Source organism: Spirosoma spitsbergense DSM 19989, assembly GCF_000374085.1.
GTDB classification, from domain to species: Bacteria; Bacteroidota; Bacteroidia; order Cytophagales; family Spirosomataceae; genus Spirosoma; species Spirosoma spitsbergense.
In genome coordinates, this window is sequence record NZ_KB893617.1 from 1 (window position 1) to 23696 (window position 23696).

The 23696-nt window shown below is 53.3% G+C and carries 16 protein-coding genes; 10 read left to right on the forward strand and 6 right to left on the reverse strand.

The window, feature by feature from the left end:
* Positions 1–411 precede the first annotated feature (411 nt).
* The 3 genes from B157_RS0133260 to B157_RS0133270 all read right to left on the reverse strand — a co-directional run bounded on the left by B157_RS0133260 (position 412) and on the right by B157_RS0133270 (position 7587).
* Positions 412–3522: a VPS10 domain-containing protein gene (locus B157_RS0133260; protein ID WP_020607615.1), complete on the reverse strand. Its 3111-nt coding sequence runs from the start codon at positions 3520–3522 to the stop codon at positions 412–414.
* Positions 3523–3769: 247 nt separating this feature from the next.
* The gene (locus B157_RS0133265; RefSeq protein ID WP_020607616.1) at positions 3770–6835 is read right to left on the reverse strand and encodes a VPS10 domain-containing protein; all 3066 of its coding nucleotides are present in this window, start codon (positions 6833–6835) and stop codon (positions 3770–3772) included.
* Between the two features lie 62 nt (positions 6836–6897).
* Positions 6898–7587 (reverse strand): hypothetical protein, encoded by a 690-nt coding sequence (locus B157_RS0133270; RefSeq protein ID WP_020607617.1) that lies wholly within the window; start codon positions 7585–7587, stop codon positions 6898–6900.
* Positions 7588–7993: 406 nt separating this feature from the next.
* Between B157_RS0133270 and B157_RS0133275 the strand changes: the two genes are divergently transcribed.
* From B157_RS0133275 to B157_RS0133320, 10 genes are all read left to right on the forward strand, one after another.
* Positions 7994–11230, forward strand: a complete 3237-nt coding sequence (locus B157_RS0133275) for a WD40/YVTN/BNR-like repeat-containing protein (protein ID WP_020607618.1) — start codon at positions 7994–7996, stop codon at positions 11228–11230.
* A 55-nt stretch (positions 11231–11285) separates the two neighbouring features.
* A complete protein-coding gene (locus B157_RS0133280) occupies positions 11286–12392 on the forward strand; it encodes a PepSY-associated TM helix domain-containing protein (protein ID WP_245565395.1) in 1107 nt (368 codons plus the stop codon).
* 179 nt (positions 12393–12571) lie between these two features.
* A complete protein-coding gene (locus B157_RS0133285; protein WP_020607620.1) occupies positions 12572–13075 on the forward strand; it encodes a GNAT family N-acetyltransferase in 504 nt (167 codons plus the stop codon).
* A 38-nt stretch (positions 13076–13113) separates the two neighbouring features.
* Complete coding sequence (locus B157_RS0133290) at positions 13114–13731, forward strand: DUF4159 domain-containing protein (protein WP_020607621.1); 618 nt, start codon at positions 13114–13116, stop codon at positions 13729–13731.
* Positions 13732–13820: 89 nt separating this feature from the next.
* Positions 13821–14804, forward strand: a complete 984-nt coding sequence (locus B157_RS0133295) for an AAA family ATPase (RefSeq protein ID WP_020607622.1) — start codon at positions 13821–13823, stop codon at positions 14802–14804.
* A gap of 111 nt (positions 14805–14915) precedes the next feature.
* Positions 14916–15764, forward strand: a complete 849-nt coding sequence (locus tag B157_RS0133300) for a DUF58 domain-containing protein (RefSeq protein ID WP_020607623.1) — start codon at positions 14916–14918, stop codon at positions 15762–15764.
* Positions 15765–15940: 176 nt separating this feature from the next.
* Complete coding sequence (gene tnpA / locus B157_RS0133305) at positions 15941–16438, forward strand: IS200/IS605 family transposase (protein ID WP_020607624.1); 498 nt, start codon at positions 15941–15943, stop codon at positions 16436–16438.
* A 188-nt stretch (positions 16439–16626) separates the two neighbouring features.
* Complete coding sequence (locus tag B157_RS0133310) at positions 16627–17817, forward strand: BatA domain-containing protein (protein ID WP_020607625.1); 1191 nt, start codon at positions 16627–16629, stop codon at positions 17815–17817.
* A complete protein-coding gene (locus B157_RS0133315) occupies positions 17814–20030 on the forward strand; it encodes a hypothetical protein (RefSeq protein WP_020607626.1) in 2217 nt (738 codons plus the stop codon). Before B157_RS0133310 ends, B157_RS0133315 begins: the two co-directional genes overlap by 4 nt.
* 5 nt (positions 20031–20035) lie before the next feature.
* The gene (locus B157_RS0133320) at positions 20036–21673 is read left to right on the forward strand and encodes a hypothetical protein (RefSeq protein ID WP_020607627.1); all 1638 of its coding nucleotides are present in this window, start codon (positions 20036–20038) and stop codon (positions 21671–21673) included.
* A 119-nt stretch (positions 21674–21792) separates the two neighbouring features.
* On the opposite strand, the gene B157_RS0133325 is transcribed toward B157_RS0133320, so the two are convergent.
* From B157_RS0133325 to B157_RS37895, 3 genes are all read right to left on the reverse strand, one after another.
* Entirely contained in the window at positions 21793–22509 is a 717-nt protein-coding gene (locus tag B157_RS0133325) for an outer membrane protein assembly factor BamD (RefSeq protein ID WP_020607628.1), read from the reverse strand.
* The gene (locus B157_RS0133330; RefSeq protein WP_020607629.1) at positions 22506–23129 is read right to left on the reverse strand and encodes a hypothetical protein; all 624 of its coding nucleotides are present in this window, start codon (positions 23127–23129) and stop codon (positions 22506–22508) included. The genes B157_RS0133325 and B157_RS0133330 overlap by 4 nt, the downstream gene beginning before the upstream one ends.
* 255 nt (positions 23130–23384) lie before the next feature.
* Complete coding sequence (locus B157_RS37895; RefSeq protein WP_281168530.1) at positions 23385–23585, reverse strand: RidA family protein; 201 nt, start codon at positions 23583–23585, stop codon at positions 23385–23387.
* Positions 23586–23696 lie beyond the last annotated feature (111 nt).

Sequence of the window (23696 nt, forward strand, 5' to 3'; positions counted from 1 at the left end):
GATACGTTTGCATATAGGAAGGGGCTAAAAAAAGTGAAACATGAACCTGACCGCACCGGCGGCCCGGTACTTTCCTAACTCTTGCACATCGATTGCAGATCACAAGTCTGACTTGCGTCTATGGGTACTGTTGGAGCTTATTGGAAAGGGACAAGGGAGCCAGCACAACCAGCCTGTTCAAGATCACCGGGAGGTGTCTCAGCGGCCGACCCGAGGTACTGACTACCCGTGTCAGGTCTTACTCAAAAATTGCACTTTTTTGGACAACCGCAATCGAAAACAAAGATATGTGCGGCCGACCGTCCTTCAGGGGATTTAGGAGTAGGGTTCATTTACTAAGGTCTATATTTTCTGACTTAATTGACAAACCGATAACCCTGCCCCTTTAAGGAAAGGAGGGCAAATAATCACTCATCCGGTTGGCCGGAGTTTGCGCTGAATGGCGGGTTTCAGATTCTCCAGCTTTTTTAACTGTTCGGCCAGACTTTTTGCCAGTGCGTTGTATTGCTCGCCCTGCTGCTGCGTTGGTTTTGAATCATCGGACTCGATAAAGCCTTCCAGTGCCGTAAATTTAGTGTTTAACCGCACCGGATGATTGGTTAAATCCTGCGTGGCTTTGGCCCGGTACTGATACAGTTCATCTTCAACACGGAGCAGTTGGTCTTTTAACTCCTTCACCGTTTCATCCTCCTGCGATTTATAGGTGCTGTCTAACTGTTGGCGCATTTGCCGAATCGTCAGGACACCGTTGCGCAGTTCATTGAGCCGCTCCCGGATCTTGATCAGCATATCGAATTGCTGCTTAAACTCGTCGGAGGTTGTCTCGATGCGGGGATCTTTTACGATCTCAAATTCCTGGGTGTAGGTTTTCCCATCGACCGTTAGCTGCGCTTTGTATTTACCCGGCATCGCCAACGGGCCTCTTGCCCGGCCGTGCGTCACAGAATTGGGCAGGGCAATCGGGTCCGCGTAGCGCATATCAGCCCAGACGAACGCATTGCCCCCTACCTGTGCGGGCAGCGTTGTTTCCCTACGGACAGGAGCCATGGGTTGACGCATCTCCGCTAAGCCAGATGAGTCTTTCTTCGCCGGTTTGGGAGCGCTGGACGGGGATATATCACTTTTAAACGATTTGATGACCTGACCACTGGCATCCAGAAAAGCCAGCGAGATAGGGCCTTTGGGTTTCTCCTGTAAGTAATAAACGACCCGAACGCCGTTTGGCGGATTTTTGCCCAGTTCATCGGCATCGGCGGGAACGGGTTTTATTGCCGGGTCGAGACTCGCCCGAAAACGGACGGTAGGGCGGGGTTTAAACAGGTGAACCGCTGATTTTTGTACCTCGTCGGTCAGTTGGTGCAGGGTGGTCAGGTCATCCAGAATCCAGAACGAACGACCATGCGTTGCCGCCACCAGATCATTATCCTGAATAGCCAGATCGTGAATGGGCACTACCGGCAGATTCAACTGAAGCGATTGCCAGTTCGCACCATCATTGAAGGATACATATATCCCTTTTTCGCCACCAGCGTACAGCAGTCCCCGCCGTTTGGGGTCCTCACGGATAACCCGCATGTAATCGTCGTCGGGAATACCCTGTGTGATTTTTTTCCAGGTTTTACCGTAGTCACTGGTCTTGTAGAGGTACGGATGAAAATCGTCCTGTTTGTATTTCAGGGCGGCCACGTAGGCCACTGCCGGGTCGTGTGCCGACGCGTCGATGATGCTGATGCGGGCAAAGTCGGGCATTTCCTTCGGCGTCACGTTCTTCCAGGTTTTGCCATTATCCATCGACAGCTGGACGTACCCATCGTCCGAACCCGTCCACATAACACCGGCTTTTATGGGCGATTCGGCCATCGCAAAAATGGTACCGTACCATTCTACCCCGGTGTTGTCCCGCTTCACCGGTCCCCAGTCTTTGCCAATCGACTGGTCGTCCATCGTTGGGGTTCGCTCGAGGGTGGCCGGGTCAGAACGCGATAGATTGGGACTGATGACCTGCCAGCTAGCCCCCTGATCGGTCGAACGATGCACATACTGCGAGGTGGCATACAGCACTTTAGGGTTGTGCGGAGATACCATAACGGGGTACGTCCACTGGAAGCGGTACGCCAGATCGGCAGAACCGTAGCCGTACATATCGTCGGGAATGACGGATACGTCCTTGAGTTGGTTTGTCTTCCGGTTAAGGCGGGTGAGCCAGTGGTGATTGGCCGCAAAAATCAGCGAAGGGTCGTTTTTATCGAAAGCAATGTAGCCCGATTCACCGCCACCCACATCGTAGTTTTCGTCGGGATAAATAGCGCCGTAATCGGAACGGCTGGGCACCGAAATCGTCGAGTTGTCCTGCTGGGCACCGTAGGCCCGATACGGAAATTTGTTGTCCGTAATGACGTGGTACATCTGGGCCGTCGGCTGATTGTAGATCGTCGACCAGGATTTCCCCCCATCGAAGGTCACTGTCCCCCCCCCGTCGTTGGCCTGTACCATCCGGTTAGTATCGTTGGGGTCGATCCAGAGTTGATGATTATCACCGTGGGGTGGCGACACTTTTTTGTACGTCTTGCCGCCATCACCCGATTTCCACATGTCGATGTTCAGCACCCAAAGCGTTTCGGGATCCTTAGGATCAGCAGTCAGATGGTGGTAATACCAGGGTCGTTGAAACAGATCGGCAAACTGACTGACCATCTGCCAGGTAGCCCCGCCATCGTCGGTACGGTACACGCCGTTCTGTTCGTTTTCGGCTTCGATGATTGCCCATACCCGATTCGGTTTCGATGGTGACAGGGTCAGTCCGATACGCCCCCGGTTGGTGCCGGTAGGTAAGCCAGGACGCAGGGTAATATCGGTCCAGGTATCACCCCCGTCGGTAGTTTTGAAAATACCCGCATCCGGTCCCGAACTGCGAACACCCCACGGAAACCGGCGAAACTCGAACGTCGATGCATACATCGTTTTAGGGTTCGATGGATCGATAGTCAGGTCGATGGCCCCCACGTTCGGGTTTTTGTAGAGAATCTTTTTCCAGGTTTTGCCGCCATCGGTCGTTTTGAAAACACCCCGTTCTTCATTCGGGCCAAACGCATGACCCAGTGCCGCCACGTACACAATATCAGGATTGGTCGGGTCGATGATAACCTGACCAATGTGCTGGGTATCGGTCAGGCCGATGTGCTGCCAGGTTTTACCCGCATCGGTCGATTTGTAGACGCCATCGCCGGGCGATAGGTTGCCCCGCAGGGTGTGTTCGCCCATCCCAACGTAGATTATGTTCGGATTTGACTTCGCCACCGAAATCGCCCCGACCGAGCCCATCTTGAAAAAACCATCGGAGATATTCTGCCAGGTGATGCCGCCATTCTCCGTTTTCCAGACGCCCCCGCCAGTGGTGCCCATGTAAAACACCAGCCGTTCCGTCGGGTGACCCGCCACCGCTACTGACCTTCCTCCGCGGAAGGGGCCAATAAGCCGCCACTGCATGGCTTTCATCACTGAAGCCGTTGTTGAATCCGGCATCGGTTTAACGATTTTTGATTGAGCGGACACTGGCCGAGAAGCGAGCAGAACGCAGAGAAATACGAGTAGAGTTAGTTGGCGCATGGGTATTGAGTTTCTTGAAGAAGAAATAAAATTTATCGGAGCAGTTTTGTCATTCCGACGATAGGAGGAATCTTTGACTTTCCCAACGAGTAACTTTAAGATTCCTCCTATCGTCGGAATGACAAAAGGGTACCATTTTTAATGATAAAACGTGTTTAAAACCTCACATACCAATGCGTTGAACCATTTTGGTTTTGAGCAGTGCATCGAGTTCGGTGAGTTCGTGATTCAGTTCCGCCGATAGTTCCTCGTACACCTTGTACGACCCATCGGTGGGTTTGGCATCGCCCGTTTCAACGCTGCGCCAGAGGGCCGCCAGCCGGTTGTTCAGCTTGATCGGGAAGTTCAGCGGGTCCTGCCCACTCTGGTTCCTGATCTGATACAGGTTTTCCTCAATGACCCCCAATTGCTCGAGCATCTTTTTGTTAGCCGGTGTAGCGGGCTGCTTCGATAGCTTTTCCTTTACCGCCCGAATCTGAATCACGGCTTCGTTGGCTTTACTGGTCTGGTCGCGGAGTTTCATGGCCAGTTTAAACTGCTCGTCGATGTCGGCGGTCGTCACCCCTTTCAGACGCGGGTCGAGTTTAACCTCGAACGGGTGCGTAATCGTTTTATCGCCCACCGTGAGCCGAACCTGATACTGACCGGGTACGGCCAGCGGACCGTTGATGGGCCGGGCACCCCACATAATCATCCCTTTAAAATCGGTAGAGCCGGGATAATGCAAATCCCATTCGTACTTATTCAGGCCAGCGGCCGTCGTGGGCATCTTTGGTTTTGGCGGACCTTCTTCTTCGTCCTCATCATCCTTTTTCGGGTATTTGGGCTTATCCCCCGTAAATGACCGAATCAAGGTTCCGGCCGCATCCAGAATTTCAACTTTTACGCTATCGGCCTGCTTCGCCAGATAGTACTGAAACACCGCCGGTTGCACCCGCCGAACGGCGTAGTACGGCTTGAAGAAATGAACAGGTTCTTTTTCCAGCCCAGCCGCGTATTCCCGCACCGGAGCGGCATCGTCCAGCACGTAAATAGACCGCCCGTGCGTACCAATCACCACGTCTTTTTCGGTCACCTGCAAATCGGCAATCTGCGTATCGGGCAAATTCAGACGGAGGGGTTCCCAGGTATCGCCATCGGTAAAGGACACGTAAATACCGTGTTCGGTGCCGGCATAAAGCAGGCCGGGGCGGGTGACATCTTCGCGAATCGAATGTACAAAGGCATCCGACCGAATGCCGCTGATGATTTTCTTCCAGGTTTTGCCGTAATCGTCCGTTTTCCAGATATAGGGAGCCCGGTCGTCCATCTGGTAACGTTTGGCGGCTACGTAGGCCGTACCGGGTTTGGCACGGGAAGCCTCAATGATGCTGATACGGGTGTGTCTCGGCATATCGGATGGCGTAATTTTCTGCCAGCTTTTGCCGTGGTCGCGGGTGATGTGCATCAGCCCATCGTCCGAACCGGCCCAGATCGTATTGACATCGTGGTACGACGGAGCCAGCGCAAACACGGTTCCGTAAATTTCGGGGCCGTTCATGTCCATCGTAATCACCCCCCCGCTTTTACCCAGCGTGGTGGTGTCGGCCAGCGTCAGGTCGGGGCTGATTTTTTCCCAGGTCTGCCCTTCATTGGTCGTCATCCAGACGTGCTGCGAACAGACGTACAGCCGGTTGGGGTCTTTGGGCGAAAACACAATGGGGAACGTCCACTGCCACCGTTCGGGCAGCGCACTGGCTGGTTCGCCCGAAAAGAAGCGGGGATATACCTGCACGTCGCGGGTCTGGCCCGTCATCCGGTTGTAGCGCGTGAGCAACGCCCCCTGGCTACCGGCGTAAAAAATATCGGGGTTCTTCGGGTCCTGCGCGATGTAGCCGCTTTCACCACCCCCCACATCATACGACCATTCCTTCTTTTCAATGCTGTTACCCCGGGCCTGAAAATTTGTCCAGCCCTCACTCGGTACGGCAATGGTTGAGTTGTCCTGCTGGGCACCCGCCACCTGATACGGAAAATCGCTGGTGGTGGTGATGTGGTAAAGCTGGGCCGTCGGATAATCTTCATCCGTCCAGGTCTTGCCGCCGTTGTTCGACACGCAGCCCCCGCCGTCATTAGAGGCAACCATCCGGGTCGAATCAGTCGGGTCAATCCAGAGATCATGGTTATCGCCGTGGGGAACGGTGATGGTTTTGTTGAACTTCACCCCGCCATCGGTCGATTTGTAAAAGTTCACGTTCAGGCCGTACACCGTGTTCTTGTCGAGCGGGTCGGCATAGATGCGGGAGTAATAAAAAGCCCGCTGCCGCAGCTTCCGCTCATCATTGGTGCGTTTCCAGGTCATCCCGGCATCATCGGAGCGGTACACGCCCCCATCTTCGGCCTCCACAACGGCCCAAACCCGGTTCGGGTCAACGGGCGAAACAGTCACACCGATCTTACCCACCGTTCCTTTGGGCATCCCCGGCTTGCGGGTCAGTTCGGTCCAGGTATCGCCCCCGTCGGTGGATTTGAACAGGCCACAGGCTCCACCCCCGCCCCACATTTTCCAGGGCGTGCGGTACACCTGCCAGATGGATGCGTACAATACGTTCGGGTTCGTGCGGTCAATGATAAGGTCGGCAGCACCGGCCTTATCGCCTTTGTACAGCACCTTTTTCCAGTTCTTGCCCCCATCCGTGGTGCGGAACACGCCCCGCTCCTCATTCGGGCCGTAGGGATGGCCGAGCGCTGCCACATACACAATGTCGGGGTTGGTTGGATGTACCCGGACGCGGGCAATGGCCTGGGTATTCTTCAGGCCAATATTTTTCCATGTCTTACCGGCGTCCGTCGATTTATAGACGCCATCGCCCTGCATGATGTTACCCCGGAGTTGGGTTTCGCCGGTGCCGATGTACACCACGTCGGGGTTGGTTTCGGCGACGGCTACCGCTCCTACCGATGAACTGCTTATTTTTCCATCCGTTACGGGGTTCCAGGTTTTGCCGCCGTCAGTAGTTTTCCAGAGACCACCGCCCACCGCCCCGAAATAGTACTCCAGTTTACGGGACGGTGACCCCGCCGACCCCAGTGACCGGCCACCCCGCGTGGGGCCGATGTTGCGCCAGGCCATGCCTTTGAAAACGGCGTTAGTGCTGGTGTCGGCTGGTGTTGTTGGGGACTGTTGCGCCAGCAGGGCACCCGTACAGCCAAGTGCAACGAGTAGCAGAGTTGGGAAAAAGTGCTTCATAAAAAGAGTGAACGTTTGTGATAAAGAGTGTAGTGGGAACGGGTAAAACTGGCTTGTATTAGTCAAAAACCGGGGTCCTGTCTGATTTTGTATTCGTCAATCAGCGTAGTCGACAGATTAGTCATCGTATCCCACGAAAACGGAAGCCAGGTACCGCTCAGGCTGTCCAGCACTTCGGTAGCGGCCAGGCAGGGAAACAGTTTATAGTCAAACTTGGGATACTCATAGACCACGTAGCCTGGATAGTAGTACAGTTTCTTCTGCAACAGCGCGTAGTTCATTTTTTGTAGCATCAGGAACTTACCCAGGCTTTGTTTCCGGTAATCGAAATGATAAAAATTCATAACACCCATAATACTTCGGGGCGCATTATCGAAGATGCCAGCGGCAATAAGCCGGGTACCATCCCGAACCTCCACCACCTGCGTATCGAATATATTCCGGCGCGTTCCGTCCAGCAAGCAGGCTTCGATGGATGATGGCGCGTCGAAATCGATAGCCGCCCGGTACTGAGCGTACAGATTTCTTAGTTCGGCCGTCAGCACGAACGGCTTTACCACTACCGAAAAGCTGGAATTTATCCGCAGTAACCGACGCTGCGAAGAGCCATAACTCACCTTTGCCAGCACGATGCGCAGCCATTGTACGGCGTAAACGGTGTCGTTGAATTGGACAAACTGGCACGTGAAAATATCCTGCTGCATCCGAAAATAACCCTGACTCAGGTAGTAGTCCAGATTGTCTCCAATCATTTTTAGTGGCTTATCTTAATAACCATTACCGTCTTTCACAGCCAATTTATCGCTCACAGAGCCTTTTTCCAAGCCGTTCCCTTTGCAAGAAACATCGGCAGGACAGGGCTTTAGTGAAATTTACCTCAATTCTTCGGGTGGAATGTATTTTGCAAAGTAAACGATTAGAAATTTATTCTGCATTTCAAGCCTAAGACAATAGTATTAATTGTTAGACGGCTAAACGACTACTGTTTTGTTTCTTTTCTATTTTTGTGCGCGAAATAGGCTTAAAATCAGATAAATTTCTGTCAACAGCACTTTCAACCTTTATTTATCCCGCCGAAAACGGGGGAAATAAAAATTCGCAAATTCTTTTTTCACCTTTTTTATCAACAATCAAACGATCGACCTAATTGTACTTTTCATGGAAAAAATAAAATCACCCTGGCTTTTGTATGCGATCCTCACTACCCTGCTGCTGGCAACACCTGGTCTGGCCCAGCGAAAAGCGAAGGTAGCGGCCAAACCCCGTACCACACCTTCGGCAGACAGCCTGTTCAACGGACTACGGTGGCGCAACATCGGCCCGTTTCGGGGTGGCAGGTCGCTGGGCGTAGCGGGGCACGTTAGTCAGCCGCTGACGTATTATTTTGGCGCTACGGGCGGGGGCGTCTGGAAAACCACCGACGGCGGGGCCAACTGGACATCCATCTCCGACAGTACCTTCAAATCCAGCTCTGTGGGCGCGGTGGCCGTAGCTCCCTCCGACCCGAACACGATTTACGTTGGCATGGGCGAAGCCGATATCCGCAGTAATATTTCGAACGGCGACGGAGTTTACAAATCGACCGATGCCGGTAAAACCTGGAAACATATTGGTCTGAAGAAAGCGGATGCCGTCAGTAACATCGAGGTTCACCCAAACAATGCCGATGTTGCCTACGTAGCGGCTCTTGGCAATCCTTTTGCGCCGAACAAAGAGCGTGGGGTATTTCGCACCACTGATGGCGGCAAAACCTGGAAACAGATTCTGGCCAAAAACGACAGCACCGGTGCCATCGTCGTTAAACTAGACCCCACTAATCCCAGCATCGTGTATGCCTCCATGTGGCAGGCCTACCGCAACAGCTACACCATGAGCAGCGGGGGCAAAGGATGCGGCCTGTTCAAATCCACCGACGGGGGCGATACGTGGTCCAGCCTGAGCGAAAAACCCGGTATGCCTAAAGGAATGCTGGGTAAGATAGGCATCACGGTGTCGCCCGTCAACCCGAACCGGCTCTACGCCATGATTGAAAACGCGAAGGGAGGGCTGTACCGCTCCGACGACGCGGGCGAGTCGTGGCAGCTCATCAACGAAGACAAAAATCTCTGGCAACGGCCCTGGTACTACATGATGCTGGCCGCCGATCCGCAGGACGAAAACGGCCTGATCGTGCTGAACGTGAACGCCCAGAAATCGTACGATGGGGGTAAAACCTTCAAAACCATAGCCGTACACCACGGTGATACGCACGACATCTGGTGGAACCCAAAAAACCCGCTGAACTATATCATCGGCGACGATGGCGGGGCCGAAGTCACATACAACGGTGGAGCTACCTTCTCCGATGTCGATCTTCCTACATCGCAGTTTTACCACGTAGCTGTCGACAATGATTTCCCGTACAACCTGTACGGAGCACAGCAGGACAACTCCTCCATTCGGATTGCCAGCCGCACGACTGATTACTCCATCGGACCGGGTGCCTGGTATTCGGTGGCGGGTGGCGAATCGGGCTACATCACGCCTGACCCCACCAATCCGCTCGTTACGTACGGCGGCAGTTACGACGGGCTGATTACGCGCTACGACAAAGCTACCGACCAGAATCAGCGCATCAACGTGTACCCCGAATACTTTATGGGTTCGCCCTCGTCGGCCCGGAAGTATCGGTTCCAGTGGACGTATCCCATCGTTTTCTCCCCGCACGATAACAAGACGCTGTATATCACCTCGCAGTACCTGCACCGCAGCACGGACAACGGCCATTCCTGGGAGGACATCAGCCCCGACCTGACCCGCAACGACCCCAAAACGCAGGGCGATGTGGGTGGCCTGATCACGAAAGACAATACGGGGGCTGAAACCTTCCCCACCATTTTCACCTTCGCCGAGTCGCCGGTAGAGAAAGGCGTTTTCTGGACCGGTTCCGACGATGGCGTGATGCACATCAGCCGCGACGGAGGAAAGAACTGGACCAACATCACGCCCCCGGCCTCCATGCTTCCCGAGATGGCTATCATGAGCCTCGTTCACCCCTCCGATCATACGGCGGGCAAAGCGTATCTGGCCGCCAAACGATATATGCTGGGCGACCAAAAGCCATACCTGTTCAAAACGACGGATTACGGCAAAACCTGGACCAGCATCACCAGCGGCATCCCGGCGGATGAGCAGAGTCACGTCGTACGCGAAGACCCCAACAAGCCGGGACTGTTGTACGCCGGTACGGAGCGGGGCGTGTACGTGTCGTTCAACGATGGCAATTCCTGGCAGAAACTGAGCCTAGACCTGCCCGTTACGCCCGTCCGCGATTTGCAGATTCACAAGCGGGAAAAAGACCTGGTTATCGCCACGCACGGCCGTTCGTTCTGGATTATGGACGATATCACGCCCCTGCACGAGATCATGGACCTCGAAACAGCGGGTAAAACAGCCGCCAGTATGCACCTGTTCAAACCCCGTCATGCCTACCGCATGGAAGGCGGAGCGGGTAACCCCCGGCGCGGTCGTGCGGCAGCCACCGACGAAGGCGAAAATGCCCAGAACGGTGTTATCACGCGGTACTACATGAAAAACAAGCCCACGAAAGAATTGCGGCTGATTTACATGACTCCCTCGAACGATACGATTATCAGCTATTCCAGTACGAAAGACAGGAAAGGTCAGCCGCTGAAAATAGCGAAAGAATTCTACCAGGACGAAACGGACGTACGGCCCGGCAGCATTCCGGCTCAACCCGGCATGAACGTGTTTGTGTGGGACATGCGCTACCCGGATGCAGCCGCTGTTGAGGGCACGAACGTGATGTGGACGGGCCGGGGAACGGGGACCAAAGTGGTGCCGGGGATGTACAAAGTGCGGATGCTGCTGGGCGACTCGCTGGTGGCCGAACAGCCCATCGAGATTCGGAAAGACCCGCGTCTGGCCATTACGGCCGCCGAGTACAAGGAGCAGTTCGATCTGTTGCAGAAGATAAACAACAAACTATCGGAGACGCATAAGGGCATCAATCAGCTTCGGCAGATTCGGACGCAGATTGAGGGGTACACCAAAAGCGTGAAAGACCCAAAAGCCGCCGAGAAATTCAAGAAAGCAGCCAAGCCGATGCTGGACGAACTGGAAAAACTGGAGTCTACCCTGATGCAGCCCAAGTCAAAGGCTCCGCAGGATGCGCTGGCCTATCCGATTCAGTTGAACGACAAAATGGCGGGGGTGGCCTCGGTCGTTTCCTCAGCCGATACGAAGCCGACTAAATCGTCATTCGAAGCCTACAACGACCTGGCTAAGCAGATAGACACCGCGCTGGACAAACTCAAAGAGATCGTCAATACGCAGGTGCCATCGTTCAACCGGATGGTTACCGAGCAGCAGATTCCGGCCATTATTCCGAATTAATCAACCCCGTTCAGTCAGCCTCGTTTCATTAGCCCCGGAATTAATTCCGGGGCTAATGAAACAACCTTTTTCCCCAACAGACCCGAAACAATATCGGGGCGTATTTATGTTTTCCGACAAAACCGTTTACAAACTCCATCGTATTTCCGGATTAGTGGGTGGCCTGTTTATCCTGATCATTACCATTACCGGCTCTATTCTGGTCGTTGACCGGCAGGTAGATAACCTGTTGAATCCCAGTCAAACGCAGATTGAACCCACTGGTCAGCTCGCCCCTTACGGACAGGTATTGACCACTATTCACCGTCAGTTTCCAGATGCGCAGATTAGAGGAATTCGCTTGCCGGAAACGGAAAACGAAGCCCTGCGCGTCGATATCAGCAATAAAGGCGTGTGGCAATGGGTCACCATGAACCCGTACACCGGGGCGATTATCAGCATCCGAAATGCGGAAACCACCTTTGTTCGGCGGGCGCGGGAGTTGCACGAAAACCTGCTGCTGGAACCCGTGGGGGGCTACGTAATGGGGCTGGCAGGCATCTGTCTGCTGGGGTCGGTGCTGACCGGAACCTGGTACTACCGGCGATCGCTGCTGAGCGTATTCAAAATCGGGGTACGCTGGAACAAACCAGCCCGCATCGTGTATGCCGACATCCACAAATGGCTGGGTGTAGTCGCTTTACTTTTCATGCTCCTGATGAGCGCGACGGGTATCTTTTTCCATTGGGAACAGATAGAGCGGCAGTTTGGCGGAGACAAACGCCCATCCCAGTCCCTATGGGCTGATTTACCATATCGTACTATCCCGGTCGATAACGCGCTGGCTAATGCTACAGCATCCATCGCCGAATTCCAGCCCCGGCAGATAGATTTTCCTAAATCGGGCGATACGACGCTCGTCATTCGCGGAAACCGGCCCAACAGCATCCGGCTACTGGGTAAGTACACGATTTTTGCTACGATGGATGCCCGTAACGGGCAGTATATCAGCGGACTCGATGCGCAGGATGCCGGTCTGGAATACATAGCCGAGCACGTTTTTGAGGAGTTGCATTTCGGTCGGTATCTCGGCTGGGTATCACAGGTTATTTACATCCTGCTGGCCCTGTCTACCGCCGTTGTCACGCTGACGGGTATGTTTATCTGGTGGCTGAAAAAGTAGTCATCAATTGTCAGTAAACACACTAATCACATGTCAACCGGCTGTTTTTTTACATTCCAAGCGTCAGTACAGCTGGCATCGGGTTAAATTTTGAGTACTTCGTACCCATTAGTTTATATTATTTACCTAATTTGGTATCTGGGTCAAGTGAACGCCCGATATCTGCGAACGAATCCCTGATGATTTCCATTACCCCGGCCACCGAAGCGCAGTTATCCATTGTTCAGACCATTGCGCACCAGACATGGCCTACCACGTTCGCAGCGATACTATCGCCGGAGCAGATTGACTACATGCTGGAAATGATGTATAGTACCGATTCGCTGAAAACGCAGATGGACGGAAAGAACCACGTTTTTCTGCTGGCTCAGGAACGTGACAACGGAAACTATTTGGGGTTTCTGTCGTATGAACTGAATTACAGAGGAGTACCCAAAACCAAGATTCATAAGATTTACCTGCTGCCCGCCAGTCAGGGTAAAGGTGTAGGAAAACAGTTGATTGAAGCGGTGACTGAACTGGCGAAAGCAAAGCAGAACAATACCCTGTCGCTAAACGTGAACCGGCATAACAAAGCGATTCTGTTTTATGAACGACTAGGGTTCAGACACGTTGCCAATGAAACCATTGACATCGGTAATGGCTTCATCATGGATGATTATGTGATGGAAAAATCGTTATAGCAGTAAGTACACTATTTCATCAGACTCAACAAACGCATTTGAAACCGTTCTTTTTCACCCGCATCCAGTACACATCCGGCGATTGGGAAACCGACCAGCGGATGCCGTCGAACCTGATGCATTCGTTAGTTGAATACACAACCCTGCCCGTCGACCAGAAGGAGAAGGTGGTCCAGTTGAGCAGCCCCGATTTATTCAAAAGTCCGTTCTGCTACCTCAGCGGGCACAAACTGGTCGAATTTTCGGCGGTGGAGCGGGACCACTTCAAACGGTACGTCCAAAACGGCGGCTTTGTGTTTGTGGACGATTGCAACCACGACGTAGATGGGTTGTTTGCCAAGTCGTTCGAGCAGGAGATGGGCCGGACGTTCGGGCCGAAGGCGTTGCAGAAAATCCCGAACACCCATCCTATCTACACCTGCTTTTTCAAGTTTCCCGAAGGCCCGCCCACTACGTCATTCGAACTGAATGGCTGGGGCGACGATCTGGTGCATGATTACCTCAAAGGCATCACCATTAACGGTCGTTTGGGGCTTTTATATAGCAATAAAGATTACGGATGCGAGTGGGATTACGACTTCCGGAACAAGCGTTTTCTGGCCGAAGACAACACCAAATTCGGCGTCAACATCGTAACCTACGCATTGACAGCCTGAAGTGAATGGACAATAGTTAACAGAACACATTGTACATTAGTCATTGTCCATTGTTCATTAACAAACATACAACCTGAAAAAATTAACCATTGGAATCAACCGAACTAACCCACTACAAAACGCTGGTAGGCAAGTTGCCTCAGCTACGAAACGAAATTGGCAAAGTAATCATCGGGCAACAGGAAGTCATTAGCGAAGTACTGATTTCGTTACTGGCGGGTGGGCATTGCCTGCTCGAAGGTGTACCGGGACTAGCCAAAACACTCATGGTCAGCACAATGGCTCGTGCGCTCTCCATGAATTTCAAACGAATTCAGTTTACCCCCGACCTGATGCCCGGCGACATTGTGGGTACGGAGGTACTGGAAGACGACCACGAAACCGGTCATAAGGTGTTTGTCTTTAACCGGGGGCCGCTGTTCGCCAATGTCGTGCTGGCCGACGAAATTAACCGGACACCTCCCAAAACGCAGGCCGCCATGCTCGAAGCCATGCAGGAGTATAAGGTTACCTACAACGGTACCGACTATGAGCTACCCAAACCGTTTCTGATTATTGCGACGCAGAATCCCATTGAGCAGGCGGGAACCTATCCCCTGCCCGAAGCGCAGCTCGACCGGTTCCTGTTGTACATCAAACTCAGCTATCCATCAGAACAGGAGGAGCTTACGGTCCTGAAAAGTACCACGGGCACCAACCGCCCCGTCCTGAATACGATTCTCTCCGACCAGGAAATTCTCCAGTTGCAAACACTGACCCGACAGGTCCACATCAGCGACGAGTTGATTGATTATATCAACCGGCTGGTTCGGGCATCGAGGCCCCAAACCTCCCCTTCGGCTTTCGTGAAGCAGTGGGGCGAGTGGGGTGCGGGACCACGCGCCGGGCAGGCGCTGGTCTTATGCGCCAAAGCGCGGGCGGTACTGAACGAACGATTCTCGGTTATTCCCGAAGATATTCAGACGCTGGCCTACCCCGTCCTCCGCCACCGTATCGCGCTGAACTTCCGCGCCGAAGCCGAAGGTATTACCACGGATAAGGTGATTGAGGAGTTGATCAAGGTCATTAAATAGTCATCTTACTTCGTGTCATTGATAGCCATTTTGCTTCGCGTCATTATTGGTCATTAATAGCACATGGAATGCCCACCAAATGACGATCAATGACCACCGAATGACAATGAAATGACAACCATCGACCTCATCAAACTCAACAACCTCCAACTGTCCGGTAAATTGGTCAGTGATGAATTGTTGCTGGGTATTCGGACCAGCAAGCGGTCTGGAATCGGGACGGAGTTTGAACAGTTTCGACACTACGTTCCCGGCGACGACCCGAAGCGTATTGACTGGAAGCTGTTCGCCAGAACGAACCACTACCTGGTGCGCGAATCAGCAACGGAAAGCAATCAGCAGATCCGGTTGCTGCTCGATTTGTCGGGGTCGATGAATTACGAGGAAGCGGGTATCAGCCGGTTACATTACGCTAAAATCCTGCTGGCTTCGCTGGCTTACCTGAGCAACCGGCAGGGCGACCAGCTGAGTTTGTACGCCCTGCAACAGGGAACCGTTCAGCCGCTGGTTCCGGCGGGGAAACAAGCCTTTCAGAAAATCGTGTCTACGCTACAAGCCGCAAAAGCGTCGGGTGCGTGGGAAAATCAAGCTGGCTCGGTGCCGGAGTTCAGCCGTAAACAGGCCGAAATACTCATTATCGCGTCGGATTTCTTGCAGGTCAGCGATGAGTGGATACGGCTGATTCAGTCCGTAGCCGGTCCACGCCGGGAAATTGTCCTCTTCCAGCTACTTGGCGACCAGGAAGTTGATTTCTCGATGCGTGGTTTTTACCGCTTTCAGGATCTGGAAACGGGCGCATCTATTGAATTACAGGCCGATGCCATTCGGGACACTGTCCGCGAACGGGCATCGGCTTACCTGATCGATCTGGAAGAAAGTCTGCGCATACCGCACGTCAGGCTCATTCGCGTTCGACTAAGCGAACCGATTGCGCTGGTGCTGAAACAGTTTTTGAAATGATTTTACCGTGACTATGGGAATCCAAAACCAGACTTACCCTGTAAGGACACGATTGTTAGACGTTGAATCATAGCTGGCCGCGTAGGGGCCTACTGTCAATAGGCTCAAATGTCATAAAACTTTTTTGCCCCGTCAGGGGCTTACTGTCAATAGAATTCAACGTCACAAAACCAATCATGGCAAACACCTATACCCAACTATACGTACAAATCGTGTTTGCCGTAAAAGGTCGCCAACACCTGATTCCGAAAAGCCGGAAGGAAGAGCTCCACCAATATATCACGGGCATCGTACAGAATAGGGGGCAAAAAATGCTCGCCGTTCACTGCATGACCGACCATACCCATATTTTTGTTGGCTTTAGTCCCACGCTCACCATTGCCGATTTAGTAAGGGACATCAAACAGGCCACGTCCATTTGGATTAAAGGAAAAGGCATTGCCCAATCAACGTTTAGCTGGCAGGAAGGTTACGGGGCATTCACCTACGCCCAATCGCAGGTAAAAGCTGTGATTCAATATGTGCTAAATCAGGAACAACACCACCGAACCAAAACCTTTCAGGAAGAATATATCGCCTTTTTACGAAAGTTTGAGGTGCCTTATGACCCGCGTTATGTGTTTGAATTTTATACTGAAACGTCAGCCCCTGACGGGGCAGAATATGGGGATTAAATCACGTATCCTATTGACCGTCAGCCCCTACCGGGGCAAGAAATCATAAAACCAGCCTGCCCCGATAGGGGCTGACGGTCAATAAAAACAAACACCAAAACCAGCCTGCCCTGATAAGGGCTGACGGTCAATAGAAACCAAAACCAGCCTGCCCCGATAGGGGCTGACGGTCAATAAAAACCATACAAATGCCCTTTATTGAGCCATTATTCTTGTGGGGTGCGCTGGCGGTCGTCATTCCAGTTGCCATTCATTTCTGGCACCAGAAGCAGGGCAAACCCCTGCCCTGGGCCGCTATGCAATGGCTTACCGAAGCGCGTCAGCAGCAAAGCCGTGGGCTACGGCTGGATAATATTCTACTGTTGCTTATCCGCTGTTCACTCCTGCTGTTACTGGCTATTTTACTGGCAAAACCGCTGCTGAACTGGTTTACCCAGCCACCCCGCATTGAGCGCGTGCATCTGGTGCAACCCAGTCAGGCGGTGCTGACCAACTTCCGGTTTGAGCTAACCGAAGCGCAGAAAAAAGGGGAGCGTGTTGTTTGGGCCAATCCGAAACTATCCCCCGTAACAGTAGCATCCAAATTACCTGATTCACAAACACCCTTTGGGCCATTGTCCCTGCAAACAGCTATCAATCAACTCGATGGCAAAAACACCGTATTGCACCTGTACCTCACTCCTACGCAGACCCTAAGCGATGTGCCGGCCATAACGGTCCCCCTCCGGTTTCGGCTACACACGGCGGTCGATTCAACGACTCAGCCGGGAGCGTACTTACTGGCAACCGGCAACCGCTCCATGTTCATCAACCGGGCGGGCAAACTCATCGTCAGTCCGGCACGGGATGCAATGCTAAAATTTCAGTCTGCCCCCGCCCATACGGGCCCCATTCAAACGTTGATTCAGTATCGGGATAAAGCGGAGCAGCAAACGGTTGAAGCCGCGCTAACGGCCCTGACCGATGTGTATGGTCTGGACATAGCCGTGACTAAAAACCCGGTACAAAATCAGCCGTACGACCTGATACTCACCGACCAGCTTCCAACCAACCCATCGCCACAAACGCTTTACCTCGTTTCGGCGGTGCAGCAGTCGGCCTTACCGAACGTTGTTTTCAGTAATGAAACGCTGACGCCCCAAACCTCCGACCGGGTAGCTGGCGGGCAATTGCCGGAGTGGCTGGGCCTACAGATTTTGCGGCATTACGGATTGGAAACAAACACGAAACCGCTAAGCAAACAGGCCTTGAACGCCCTGTTTGTTCCCACCGATACCCCGCCGAAAGAGCAGCACGCAGGTATTCAACAGGTATTATTACTCCTGCTCATCGGTTTACTGATTCTCGAACGCTGGCTGGCACTGACCAAAAACGCATGAACGAACTCAAACGCCTTATCGCATCGGTTACCTATCAACTGTACGCCAACGCCCTGCTACGCTGTCTGCTCCTGGCCGCAACGGTCTACTTGCTGACCGCCACGTTTCTCGGACAATCCATCTGGGCTCTCGCGCTAAGCGTGGCCGGTTTTGGCGCGGGTGTTTTCCTGAGCAGGCTGTGTCAGGACAAAAAGCCGCAGGCCGTCCGGCTGATTCACCAGCGCGTTGGTGACGCTGAATACAGCCTGCCCCTACTCACCAAACCAACCCTGAACCTGGCCGAACAACTCCAGCTCGACCGGCTGAATCAGCAGATTCAACACGTGCCAACGCCCGTGGTTATCTGGTCGAAGGCGGGGCTGTATAGTTTGTTTTTGCTGGCGGCACTGACTATTTACGTCGGGTATCCGCTGATAGCGAAGACGCCCAAAGACAATCCCCGGAAGAAAGGCTTTCTGGCGGCTATGATGCCTGATACACCCCCCGAAGCACCTATATTCGAGAGGGCGACGTTACGGATTCAGCCCCCGGCCTATACGCGCCTGCCCGTAACGAATGCTACGAATCTGAATGCCGCATCGGTGGTGGGTTCTTCCCTGACCTGGCAGATACAGTTCAGCGACAACCGAAACCTGACCGTGAAATTAGTGGGTAGCCGGGGGCAGGCCATACCGTTCAAAAAGGCGGGCGATGGCTTTACGCATCAGGACCGCCTTATCAACTCCGGCCTGTACGCCATCAAAGCCTACTGGCGGACGGAAAATAACCGCGATTCGCTCATCTACCAGTCTGACTTTTACCGGCTCGAAGCCCGGCCCGACCTGGCCCCAAAAATTGAACCGGCCTCGAAGGAACTGTACACGTATCATTACCTGAAAGATCCGAAAATGCTCACCGTTTCGGCTAAAATCTCCGACGACTTCAGCGTGTCGCAGGCGTACATCGTCGCTACCGTGGCACGGGGATCGGGTGAAAATATAAAATTTCGGGAGATGAAATTCCCGCTGGGTCAGGCTAATTTTAAAGAAGCCAGGTTATCCAAAACGCTCGATCTGAAGGCGTTGCAGTTCGCTCCCGGCGACGAGCTGTACTACTACTGGGCCGCGTTCGATAACCGTCAGCCTGAACCGAACTTCACCAAGTCCGACTCGTATTTTGTGGTCTACAAAGACACCACCCAACTGGAAGAAAGCGAGTTAGCCACGATGGCGGTAAACATCATGCCGGAGTATTTCCGGAGTCAGCGGCAGATTATTATCGACACCGAAAAACTGATTGCGGGGAAGAAAAAGATGACGGCTACGGCCTTCAAAAGTCAGTCGAACGAGATTGGGTTCGACCAGAAAGCACTGCGGCTGCGCTACGGTCAGTTTCTGGGGGAAGAGTTCGAGAAGTCTATCGGTGGCGGTGGTGGTCCGCCCGACGGTGATGCCACGTCGGGTTTGGCGGCTTCCGTCGATTCTTATATGCACAAACACGACGAGGGCGAAGGCGACCACGGGGCACCCGCCCAGCACGAGGAGGAGCACGGCCACAGCCACGGCGGAGGGTCAAATGCCGACGACGCGAAAGACCCCATAGCGGCTATGATGGAGCAGTACGTACACAGCCACGACGATGCCGAAACGAACACCTTCCACGAACAATCGACCAGAGCCTTGCTGAAAATGGCGCTGGAAAATATGTGGCAGTCGGAGTTGCATTTACGGCTGTACGAACCCGAAAAAGCCCTGCCTTTTGAACAGGAAGCTCTCAAATATCTGAAACAGTCGCAGCAGAAAGCCCGCTCCTACGTGAAGAAGACCGGCTTCGACCCGCCCCAGACGAAAGAAAAAGAAACCCGGCTTACCGGCGAGTTCAAGAACGTAACGGACCAGTTCAGTCAGGAACGAACTTATAGTCAGGAGCGGCTGGCCACGCTGGTTTCGCGGGTAATCGGCTACCTGGAACTGCCCCGGCTGACGGCGCAGCAAAAGCAGGAAACGCTGCAACTCGGCAATGTGCTGGCCAATCAGGTCATGAACAGCGGGGTAGCCAACTGGTCGGTGCTGGGTACCTTACAGAAACTGGCATCGGGCAAACCCATTTCACCAGCCGAAAAAACGGGGCTGAAAACGAAGCTGTACGCCCTGACAAGCGCATCGGAACGAACCGGTCCCTCATACGTCAGTGACCGAACGCTGGAAAAAGCCTTCTGGCGGCATCTGAAGTAAAATTTATGCATACAACTCTCAACTGGAGCACCCCCTTAACCTGGTTCCTTTCCGCAGCCCTCTTTGTCCTGCTGCTCGTTCAGGTCTGGTTCGTCGTTCGCAATCAATCGCTTACGCCCGCCCGCAAGTGGGTTCGGCTGGGGTTGAACGGGTTGCTCTGGCTCCTGCTGGCTGGGTATTTTGCCAACATACACTGGTCTATCGACCGACCGGCCACGCATGTCCTGCTGGTGGGCGACGATGTTCCTTCGGCGGTAGCGCGTAACCTTGCGGATAGCCTGCACATTCGGGAGCGGTTCTCCAGCCGAAAACTCAACGCCTTATATGATTCAGTGACGCTCGTAGGGCAGGACTTCCCAACCGAAACGCTTACGGACCTCAGCCAGTCGGTACTGCAATGGGTTCCGTACAACCAACCCGACCAGTTGCGGACAATTCGCTGGAAAGGGCTGGTCCGGCAGGGGGAAATGCAGCGCGTGACGGCGCGAATTCAATCGACGCAGAAACAATGGCTCCGGCTCCGGTTTGGCCGACAGACGATTGACAGCGTATCCCTGCGAGAAGGCGACAATACGGTTGCCCTCCAGTTTCCGGCGTTTGCCCGGGGGCGCAGTCAGGTAACCATTGCGCTGGGTAATACGGCCCCGGATACACTCCACTATTTTGTTCGCCCAACGCAGCCCCTGACGATTCAGTTTTTGCTGAACAGCCCCGATTTCGAGAGTAAAACCCTAGCTAACTGGTTAGGAAAACAGGGCCATACGGTTACCGTTTCGGCCACGCTCTCCACCAACATCCGTAGCAATCTGCGCATCAACAAGGGTGGAAAACAAGCCCCTGATCTCTATATTACGGAGTCGGTCAATGCGTCCAATGCCACGATTCGGAAGGCCGTTGCCGACGGAAAGTCGGTGCTGTTTATCAACCTGACCAACCCTGAAGTCGATTGTCGGACTGTTAATCAGTCCGTTGGCAGTCGCTTTCAGGTCCGAAAAACAACGAATGAAGCCCTGATTCCGGTTAGTAGCGGGTTGAACGCCCTGCCCTACCGCTTCGCCGAAAGTCTGAATCAGCGGATGGTGACGGGCTATCCGGTGGCTGTTCAACGGGGCAGCGGGCGTGTGGGTGTCAGCCTGTTGAGTGAAACGTTTCCGCTGGCCCTCAGTGGCGACAGCGTAGCGTACAACCGCATCTGGACGGCGGTGCTGGCCCGACTGTCGCCACCCGACCAAAATTCCATTCAGGCAGATGCTCCAATATTCAGTCGGTTACCACAGGAAATCACGATCACCAGTCCCTTACCCAACCACCCCACCACCCTTCAAATCGGGTCCGACACGGTTCAGCTAACGCAATCCACCCTGAACGAAGGTGCCGTAACGGGCCGGGCGACCTTCCCAGAATCGGGGTGGCAATCCATCCAGGATTCGCTGGCGTTGTACGTCGACTCACTCCGGGCCGATAATCCCCTCGCCAAACGGGCCGAAGTAAACCAGTTTATCCTGGCCCACGCCCGGCATCAGTCGGTGGATAAATTACCAGACCGGTTAACCACCGCGCAAGTCCCCGACTGGGTCTGGCTGTTGTTGTTGATTGGCTGCTTTACGGCGCTTTGGGTAGAGCCGAAACTAGGGGTTGGGTGAGTCGTGCGGCTATTTTCCGTTGAGAAAAAGCTTATCTGTAGGGCTTTACCATCCATCCACTGAAGTTGTAGGTGGGGCGTTCTTTTGTTTTGCAGAGCGGTGGTTATCCCAAAGCAGCCTTAATTCCTTTTTCTGGCCTTTTGGGCAGTTCTCGAAAAATCGGTAGTACAGATAAAGTTACCCTGACTGTCGTTATAGGCATCCAGCCGAGAAAACACAGCCGGATTTTGCAGTTGCTCAAAAAAAGGGAAATTAGCCACCACCCCTCCCGGTTTTACTGTCAGCCGAAATTGGTCGGGCAACGGAATCAACAATATATGGGGTTCTTCTTGCGCGATGGGGCGATCCAGCCAGGCGGCTTCGGCGGGGTTCAACTGGTTTTGCCGTTCCTGCCCCATGCCCACCCCGAAGGACGCTTTGTCGAACACGACCCGCAAAAACGACAGCCCGCCTTTCGTAATCACGTCAAGGTCAATGCCCTGCCTGCCCCGAATGATGAGTGGATACGTTGGTGGCGTACTTTCACTGGGCAGTGTGGTGGCGGGTTCGGATGGAAGGGGGCGACCGTCGGGGCCGAGCTCAAGCTTGTAGTAAACGAAAGCCGTTCGTAGCGAATTTTTTGCTTTGTTAATAGCTGTCAGAAGCTGTTCGTTGGTGTTGCCGGTTTTCTGGATGTAGGCATACAAATAGGGCAGGGCTTCGGTATATTTTTTCTGGTTGAAGGCTTCAACACCCAACTGGTACAGCCGGGCTGGGCTAAGTAGTTTCAAGTCAAGCTCCTGTCCATGCGCGACTGACACGCTCATAATCAGCCATATAGTTAGAGAGAATTTCATGGGCGAAAAGGATTAATGGTATCTTTTTTAGGTTCGGTAGTAGGTAAGAGCAGCTGTTCATCATCGCCTACCCGCGATTTGGAGGCCTCGCTATCCAGATAGATGGGGGCTTCGTTGGCCCCAATCTGGTGGTTAACCAGAATGGCAGCCATCATAAGCAGCGTACCGAGCAAAACCAGAATCAGGCCCGGCGACGAACTTTTTATCGACCCTTCGACCGACGCACTTTTAACATTTAGTTCCGAGGTGTCGGTATCAAGTTTACCCAGAATAAACGTAGCCCCGACGATGGCAAGAATCATACCCGTCACAAAGCCCAGATACCGCAGCCAGGTACGAACCATCAGACCAATCGTCGCCTGATGGTATAACTGTCGCTGGCTATTGGTCTGCAGCAGAATAGCCGCCTTCAGACGCGCCGATTCAATCTGTTCGGCGTGGCTGCCCCTGGTAGGTATCAGATCGATACTTTGGGTGGGGTCAATCGGTGACAATTCGGCCATTTGACCCTGCAAAAAAGTGAGTTGCAGCAAACTGGCCACGAAAAAAAACAGGGCTAACCCCAGCAACATTCGGCTCATGTAGGGCAGTAATCGACGCTGCCATCTGCTATTGTCCATAAGTATTTGGGTAAGCGATACGACTACAAAGCTGCCCGATCCCGGACCACCCCCAACGCCATAAAGGGCCGACGACCCTACAGTTCACTCACCTGATTACGAGACGCCTGCACTTTTACACCCTTTTTTTGGCTAAAACCTGCCTTTGGGGTGAACATCCTGAAGGAAGGCAGTCGGCCCACAGTGAGCAGACAACAAAGAACTAACCGTTTTTTAAAGCAGATCTGCCATCCGGCCGGGTTGGCTATAACTCAGTTATCTCCATTCAGAATCTACAGTGGCGATAGCTTCGATAGATAGTTGAAATTCCTTTTTGGGTAAAGCGACAATCGGTGTTGAACGAGAGGGGGGATTAGTGGGAAAGTATTCGGCATATAGCTTGTTAAGGCAGTCGAAATTAGATGCGTCCACTAACCAGATAGTTGTCTTAGGAATGCTGATAAAATAAGGTGACACAAATTTTGTAGTTTTGCTCGCAGCTTCTATTTCCGCTCATGGCTCACTACTCTGCCTCCATCGAACAAGCCATTCGTGACTTTTATGCCCGTCTGGCCGAAAAAGATAAAC

Bases quoted from the DNA above. Each gene is read 5' to 3' on its own strand.
- B157_RS0133270 (WP_020607617.1), bottom strand. From the start codon at position 7,587: ATGATTGGAGACAATCTGGACTACTACCTGAGTCAGGGTTATTTTCGG.
- B157_RS0133310 (WP_020607625.1), top strand. From the start codon at position 16,627: ATGCCCTTTATTGAGCCATTATTCTTGTGGGGTGCGCTGGCGGTCGTC.
- B157_RS0133300 (WP_020607623.1), top strand. From the start codon at position 14,916: ATGACAACCATCGACCTCATCAAACTCAACAACCTCCAACTGTCCGGT.
- B157_RS0133325 (WP_020607628.1), bottom strand. From the start codon at position 22,509: ATGAAATTCTCTCTAACTATATGGCTGATTATGAGCGTGTCAGTCGCG.
- B157_RS0133265 (WP_020607616.1), bottom strand. From the start codon at position 6,835: ATGAAGCACTTTTTCCCAACTCTGCTACTCGTTGCACTTGGCTGTACG.
- B157_RS0133285 (WP_020607620.1), top strand. From the start codon at position 12,572: ATGATTTCCATTACCCCGGCCACCGAAGCGCAGTTATCCATTGTTCAG.
- tnpA (WP_020607624.1), top strand. From the start codon at position 15,941: ATGGCAAACACCTATACCCAACTATACGTACAAATCGTGTTTGCCGTA.
- B157_RS0133260 (WP_020607615.1), bottom strand. From the start codon at position 3,522: ATGCCGGATTCAACAACGGCTTCAGTGATGAAAGCCATGCAGTGGCGG.
- B157_RS0133280 (WP_245565395.1), top strand. From the start codon at position 11,286: ATGAAACAACCTTTTTCCCCAACAGACCCGAAACAATATCGGGGCGTA.
- B157_RS0133320 (WP_020607627.1), top strand. From the start codon at position 20,036: ATGCATACAACTCTCAACTGGAGCACCCCCTTAACCTGGTTCCTTTCC.
- B157_RS0133315 (WP_020607626.1), top strand. From the start codon at position 17,814: ATGAACGAACTCAAACGCCTTATCGCATCGGTTACCTATCAACTGTAC.
- B157_RS0133275 (WP_020607618.1), top strand. From the start codon at position 7,994: ATGGAAAAAATAAAATCACCCTGGCTTTTGTATGCGATCCTCACTACC.
- B157_RS0133330 (WP_020607629.1), bottom strand. From the start codon at position 23,129: ATGGACAATAGCAGATGGCAGCGTCGATTACTGCCCTACATGAGCCGA.